8 protein-coding genes are annotated in these 6,653 nt (G+C 68.8%); 5 read left to right on the forward strand and 3 right to left on the reverse strand.

Annotated features, from left to right (window positions below):
• A partial coding sequence (locus NA4_RS26485) for an alpha/beta fold hydrolase (RefSeq protein WP_507763402.1) occupies positions 1-422 on the reverse strand: 422 nt, incomplete at its 3' end.
• A gap of 132 nt (positions 423-554) precedes the next feature.
• On the opposite strand from NA4_RS26485, the gene NA4_RS26490 reads away from it, so the two are divergent.
• From NA4_RS26490 to NA4_RS26500, 3 genes are all read left to right on the forward strand, one after another.
• The gene (locus NA4_RS26490) at positions 555-932 is read left to right on the forward strand and encodes an OB-fold nucleic acid binding domain-containing protein (protein WP_067475646.1); all 378 of its coding nucleotides are present in this window, start codon (positions 555-557) and stop codon (positions 930-932) included.
• 3 nt (positions 933-935) lie between these two features.
• Positions 936-1,625 carry a DUF3159 domain-containing protein gene (locus NA4_RS26495; protein WP_084497461.1) on the forward strand — a complete coding sequence of 230 codons (690 nt, stop codon included), beginning with the start codon at positions 936-938 and terminating at the stop codon, positions 1,623-1,625.
• A 165-nt stretch (positions 1,626-1,790) separates the two neighbouring features.
• Positions 1,791-2,417, forward strand: a complete 627-nt coding sequence (locus NA4_RS26500; RefSeq protein ID WP_245671602.1) for a sigma-70 family RNA polymerase sigma factor — start codon at positions 1,791-1,793, stop codon at positions 2,415-2,417.
• Positions 2,418-2,462: 45 nt separating this feature from the next.
• Here NA4_RS26500 and NA4_RS26505 read toward each other — a convergent pair whose 3' ends face one another.
• Both NA4_RS26505 and NA4_RS26510 read right to left on the reverse strand, forming a co-directional pair.
• Entirely contained in the window at positions 2,463-3,134 is a 672-nt protein-coding gene (locus tag NA4_RS26505; RefSeq protein ID WP_067475649.1) for a potassium channel family protein, read from the reverse strand.
• A 2-nt stretch (positions 3,135-3,136) separates the two neighbouring features.
• Positions 3,137-3,802 (reverse strand): potassium channel family protein, encoded by a 666-nt coding sequence (locus NA4_RS26510; protein ID WP_067475652.1) that lies wholly within the window; start codon positions 3,800-3,802, stop codon positions 3,137-3,139.
• Positions 3,803-3,963: 161 nt separating this feature from the next.
• Here NA4_RS26510 and NA4_RS26515 point away from each other — a divergent pair, with 161 nt between their 5' ends.
• Positions 3,964-5,949 carry an APC family permease gene (locus NA4_RS26515; protein WP_067475655.1) on the forward strand — a complete coding sequence of 662 codons (1,986 nt, stop codon included), beginning with the start codon at positions 3,964-3,966 and terminating at the stop codon, positions 5,947-5,949.
• 19 nt (positions 5,950-5,968) lie between these two features.
• Positions 5,969-6,653: TRAM domain-containing protein (locus tag NA4_RS26520; protein ID WP_373862837.1), on the forward strand; the 685-nt coding region annotated here is incomplete at its 3' end.

A 6,653-nucleotide genomic window follows, 5' to 3' on the forward strand; every position in this document is an offset into this window, starting at 1 on the left:
CCCCCCAGCCACTGCGGGCTGCTCGCCCGCATGCGGGCGAGCACCACCGCCAGGCCGTCGGCGCGCAGCTGTGCGGCGGTCGCCGCGGCGCTGAGCGTGGCCGGACACGTCGCGGTGTCGGGCCCGGTCCAGGCGGGCAGCGCCGCGACGACCCCGACCACACGATCCGGGTGCTCGGCCGCCCACTCCAGCGCGATCGCTGCACCGAGCGAGATCCCCGCTGCGAGAACCGGCCCCGACCGCGCCGCCGCCGCCAATCCGGCCCGGCAGCTCGCGACCACCCGGCGCGGATCCGGTTCCACCGCGATGAAGTCGAGACCCCGTGCCGCGCTGGCTGGGCCGAAGGCGCGCCGGGCGAAATCGGCGTCGGATCCGGTGCCGGGCAGCGCCACCACTCGAGCCGGATGTGGGGAGTCGAACACCGGTCCGAGCGTAGCGGGGGCCGCCGAGCCCATCTACAGTGGCGGTGTACGGCCTCAGCAGGCCGTGCGGTTGGAACCATCCACGATGGTGTGCGACCCACGCCATCTGCTCTATGCAGGAGAGCGTGCACAATGTCATCCGCAGCCTCAGGTTATTTTCGACGTCTGGGCCGCAGACTGACCGAAGATATCGATCAGCTGGATGCCGAAGAGCTGGCCGAGACTTCCGAGGCGTCAGGAGCGCACCGCGCGTCGGAGTGTCGGCGCGGTGACGAGGCCACCATGCTCGGTAGGCTCCGGAGCGTCGAAGCATGTCCCAAGTCCGCCGGCGCCAGTCTGCAGGCGGAGTTCTTCGACGGCACCGACGCCATCACCTTGGTCTGGATCGGGCGCAGGCGCATTCCCGGCATCGAGCCGGGGCGGCGCATCCTGGTCCGTGGCCGGGTGGGCGACCGGGACGGCCGCAAAGTGATCTACAACCCCTACTACGAATTGCGCGGGAACAGCTGACGTATGCCATCGAGCGACGACAACGCAGGCTCAGGCGATCGCACCGGGCTCGACCTCGGCCGTGACGAGGAACGTGCCGAGCAGACCCTCCTTGAACAACTGGGCGGCTTCAGCGGCCTGATCTACTCGACACTGCCCGTCGTCGTGTTCGTCCCCGTGAACAGTGTCGCCGGGCTGAGCGCCGCGATCTGGGCGGCACTCGGCGTGGCCGCCGCCATCCTGGTCTGGCGCTTGGTGCGCCGCAGTCCCGTCCAGCCCGCCATCTCCGGGTTTCTCGGTGTCGGCGTCTGTGCTTTCATCGCCTACCGGATGGGGGAGGCCAAGGGGTTCTTCCTCTTCGGGATCTACACCAGCCTCGTCTACGCCGGGGTGTTCCTGGCCTCCATCCTGTTCCGCCGGCCGCTGGTCGGCGTGATCTGGGGCGTCCTGAACGGTCACGGCTCCGACTGGCGTTCCGATCCCCGGCTCGTGCGCCTGTACGACCTGGCCACCGGCACGTGGGTCCTGGTCTTCGGCGCCCGCTATCTGGTGCAGTCGCAGCTCTACGACACCGATCGGACCGGCTGGCTCGCGGTCGCCCGCATCGCGATGGGCTGGCCGCTGACGGCCGTGGCGCTGGGCGTCACCATCTGGGCGGTGCGCCGCGCAGGTCATCTGCCCGCCAAGACGGCGGTCGCGACCGGACCCGCCTGAGCGTTAACTTTCCGCCGCGGGCCGGCGAATCCCATAGGGGTGGGGGAAGGACCACCGCCGAGGTGGGTGGTAACCCACCCTGGGGTGCCTGGTTGGCGTCCCGAGTTCGTCAGACGATCAATGCGTATCGCAAACACGCACTGGATCGCAAGGAAGGACTCGGACGTGGCTACCGAGCACAACACCGCGGCGCTGCCCAAGAACCACAACCCCGCTCTCTCGGAGAGCCGCCGAGTATCGGCCGAGCTGGACAAACTGATCGGTCCGGCGGCCGCGGGAGACCGCCAGGCGGTCGCCGAGATCATCCGGTTCGTGCACCCGCTGGTGCGGCGCTACTGCGGTGCGCGCCTGGGCAATACTGCCCATCTGCAGGTCACCGCCGACGACGTGGTGCAGGAGATTCTCATGGCCACCGTCAACGCCATCCCGCGCTACCGCGACCAGGGCAAGTCGTTCCTGGCGTTCGTCTACGGCATCGCGGCCAACAAGGTTGCCGACGCGTTCCGCCGCTCCCAGCAGCATCCCGCCTACCCGGTGGCCGACGTCCCGGATTCCGCGTCCTCCGCCGCCGGGCCCGAGGAGTGGGCGCTGGCCTCCGAACGCCGCACCGCCACAAGGGAACTGATGAAAGTGCTGGCGCCGGCGCACCGTGAGGTGCTGGTGATGCGCATCGTGCTCGGTTGGTCGGCGGCGCAGACCGCGGAGGCCATCGGCACCAGCCCGGGTGTGGTCCGGGTTATGCAGCACCGCGCGCTGAACAAGCTGCGCGCGGAGCTGAAGCTGGCCGCGTAATCCCCGGCGGTGCTCCGCCGGGGACGCATCGGCCGTATCGGAGGGTTATGGCCTGATGCCGTGGTTGGCGAGCTCGAGCCGGAGGTCTTCCTCGGCTTCCACCGAGGTCACGAACAGCAGTTCGTCGTCGCCCTCGAACGGGTCGTCCGGCTGCGGCACGATCACCCGTCCGCCGCGCAGGATCGTCACGAGGGCGGCGTCGCGCGGCAGGGTGAGCGCACGCACCGGCTTGCCCGCCAGCGCGGTGTCCGCGGGCAGCGTCATCTCCACCAGGTTCGCCTGGCCCTGGCGCAGCGTCATCAGGCGCACCAGATCCCCGACCGACACCGCTTCCTCGACCAGCGAGGCCAGCAGCCGAGGTGTTGACACCGCGACGTCCACACCCCATGAGGCGTCGAAGAGCCATTCGTTGCGCGGATCGTTCACCCGGGCAACCACCCGGCGCACCCCGAACTCGGTCTTGGCCAGCAGGCTGTGCACCACGTTCGTCTTGTCGTCGCCGGTGGCCGCGATGACCACCTCGTAGGTCTCCAGTCCGGCCTGCTCGAGCAGCGCCAGTTCGCACGCGTCGGCGTGCACCCAGACCGCGTCCGGGATCGCCTCGGGATCGATGTGCTCGAGCTGACGCTCCAGCAGCATCACCCGGTGCCCGGCGCGCAGCAGCTCCCTGGCGATCGATCGGCCCACGGCGCCTGCTCCGGCGATGGCCACTTTCATGTTCAGTCCTCGCTCGCTGGGGGCTTCGCGGCCAGGGCGACGGCCTCGCCCACGGTGCCGGATGTCGCGGCCACGTAGACGATGTCGTCGGCCTGGACGATGGTCTTGCTGTCGGGCAGTAGTCCCTGGCCGAAACGGATGATGAACGCGACTCTCGCCGCGATTGTCTGCTGCAGGTCGCGCACGGTGCGCCCGTACCACTCTTCGTGCAGCGTCAGTTGAGTCACAGCAACCGTCCCGGTGGGATCACGCCACGTGGTGGTGCTGGCGTCGCCGATGAGCGCGCGCAGGAAGCGGTCGGTGGTCCACGGCACCGTGGCGATGGTCGGGATGCCGAGGCGCTCGTAGACGGCCGCGCGTTTGGCGTCGTAGATGCGGGCGACGACGCGCTGCACGCCGAACATCTCCCTGGCGACCCGAGCGGAGATGATGTTGGAGTTATCGCCGGAGGAGACGGCCGCGAACGCGCCCGCCCGTTCGATTCCGGCGCTGATCAGCACATCCCGATCGAATCCGACGCCGGTGACCCGATTGCCGGGAAAGTCGGAGCCGAGGCGCAGAAACGCACTGGAGTCCCGGTCGATCACGGTGACCTCGTGACCTATGCGGACCAAGGCATGGGCGAGCGAGGAGCCTACGCGCCCGCACCCCATGATCACTACGTACACCGTGCAACCTCGTTCCTGGAACCATGGTGTTCGGTCTGCTTAGCTGTTCGGTCGAACGCTACCCGTCGAATGATTCCACCGGCCACGTTCCCCCTCCAGCCGCCGAGCAAACCTGCGAGCCACGCGCGCGATCCACCGTGCGGGGGCCTATGCTCGCTCCAGTGTCCAAGTTGACGACGGCAGCGAAGCGAGTGCTGCTGGGCAGGCCTTTCCGCAGTGACTCGCTCGGTCACACCTTGCTGCCGAAGCGAATCGCGCTCCCGGTGTTCGCCTCCGATGCCATGTCATCGGTCGCCTACGCCCCCGAAGAAATCTTCCTCGTCCTGTCGGCCGCAGGCATCTCGGCCTACCTGTACGCCCCGTGGGTCGGCCTCGCGGTCGCCTTCGTGATGGCGGTGGTGGTGGCCAGCTACCGGCAGAACGTGCACGCCTACCCGTCGGGGGGCGGCGACTACGAGGTCGCCACCACCAACCTCGGACCCACCGCGGGTTTGACCGTCGGCAGCGCGCTGCTGGTCGACTACGTGCTCACCGTGGCGGTGTCGATCTCCTCGGCCGCGTCCAACATCGGCTCGGCCATTCCGTTCGTCGCCACCCACAAGGTGCTGTTCGCGGTCCTGGCCATCGCCGCGCTCACCGCGATGAACCTGCGTGGTGTGCGGGAATCGGGCACCACCTTCGCGATTCCGACCTACGCGTTCATCGTCGGCATGTTCGTCATGCTCGGCTGGGGCCTGTTCCGGATCTTCGTGCTCGGCGAGGACTTGCGCGCCGAATCGGCCGGTTTCGGGCTGGCCGAGCACGAACCCCTCTACGGCCTGGCGTTCGCCTTCCTCATCGCGCGCTCGTTCTCCTCCGGCTGCGCCGCGCTCACCGGTGTGGAGGCGATCAGCAACGGCGTCCCCGCGTTCCGCAAACCCAAGTCGCGCAACGCCGCCACCACGCTGCTGCTGCTGGGCACGATCGCGATCGTGCTGCTGATGGGCATCATCATCCTGGCCCAGAAGATCGGGATCGTCTACGCGCACAACGTTTCCGACCTGACCGGCGCGCCGCAGGACTACCAGCAGAAGACGCTCATCGCGCAGCTCGCCGAGACCGTGTTCGAAGGATTCCCGCTCGGCTTCTTCTTCATCACCACGGTGACCGCGCTGATCCTCGTCCTCGCCGCGAACACCGCGTTCAACGGGTTCCCCGTGCTCGGCTCGATCCTGGCGCAGGATCGCTACCTGCCCCGGCAGCTGCACACCAGAGGCGACCGGCTCGCGTTCAGCAACGGCATCCTGTTCCTCTCCGGCGCCGCCATCGCGTTCGTGGTGATGTTCAGCGCCGAGGTGACCAAGCTGATCCAGCTCTACATCGTCGGCGTTTTCGTTTCGTTCGTGCTCAGCCAGACCGGCATGCTGCGCCACTGGACGCGTCTGTTGCGTACCGAGACCGACTCGCGGCAGCGCGCCCGGATGAAGCGGTCGCGGGTGATCAACGCGGTCGGTCTCAGCGCGACCGGCGCGGTGTTGGTGATCGTGCTGGTCACGAAGTTCTTCGCCGGCGCCTACATCGCCATCTTCACCATGGTCGCGATCTTCGTGGTGATGAAGATGATTCGCAGGCATTACGACTCGGTCGCCCGCGAGCTGGACGAGCACGAGTGGGACGGCGTGCTGCCCAGCCGCTCGCACTCCATCGTGCTGGTCTCCCGGCTGCACCTGCCCACCCGCCGGGCACTGGCCTATGCTCGCGCCACCCGGCCCGACACATTGGAGGCGGTGACGGTGAACGTGGACGAGGCCGACACCAGGGCGCTGGTGCGGGAGTGGGAGAACAGCGACATCACGGTGCCGCTGAAGGTGATCGAATCGCCGTACCGGGAGATCACCAAGCCGGTTCTCGACTATGTCAAGCGGGTACGCAAGGACGCCCCCCGCGACGTGGTGACGGTGTTCATCCCGGAGTACGTGGTCGGCCACTGGTGGGAGCAGGTGCTGCACAACCAGAGCGCGCTGCGGCTGAAGGGAAGGTTGCTGTTCGAGCCGGGCGTGATGGTGACCAGCGTGCCGTGGCAGCTGAGTTCGTCCGCGCGGGCGAGGGTGCCCGGTGTGGTGAACGCCCCCGGCGCGGTGCGGCGCGGGTACGGGGACCGGACATGATGTCCATGGAGCATTCGGGATGAGTGATCGGCGGACAAGCACGTTCGAGGTGCGGCTCGGGCCGCCGGGGCACGGCGGCTTCTGCGTCGCACGGCACGAGGGGCGTGTGATGTTCGTCCGGCACGGGCTGCCCGGAGAACTGGTGCGCGCCCGGGTCACCGAGGACCGGGGCGGCTCGTACTGCCGGGCCGACGCCGTCGAGGTGCTCGAGGCATCACCGGACCGGGTGCCCCCCACCTGCCCGGTATCCGGTCCAGGCGGCGCCGGATGCTGTGATTTCTCCTTCGCCACACCGTCGGCCCAGCGCGCGCTGAAAGCCACGGTGGTGGCCGAACAGCTGCGCCGGGTGGCCGGGATCGAGCGCGAGGTGCTGGTGGAGCCGATCGAGTCCGGCGAGACGATCGGCGGGTGGCGCACCCGCGTGCGGCTGGCGGTGGACGAACGGGGCCGCGCCGGCGTGCACCGATATCGCAGCACCGACGTGATCGCGGATTTGCGATGCCCGCAACCGGTCGCGGGGGCGCTGGACGGTATCGCGGATCGGCAGTGGACGCCGGGTGCCGATCTGGTGATCGCGGTGGACGGCGACGGCATCCGGCACATCGTCGAGCTGGCGCCCGCCGCGGAGCCGGGAGTCGGCAGCCGCGGCGATCGGCGCGGCCCAGGTGGAAGCGACCGCAGGGACGGCTCCAGGCGACGTGACC

It is taken from the genome of Nocardia amamiensis NBRC 102102, assembly GCF_001612745.1.
In the GTDB taxonomy this organism is placed as follows: domain Bacteria; phylum Actinomycetota; class Actinomycetes; order Mycobacteriales; family Mycobacteriaceae; genus Nocardia; species Nocardia amamiensis.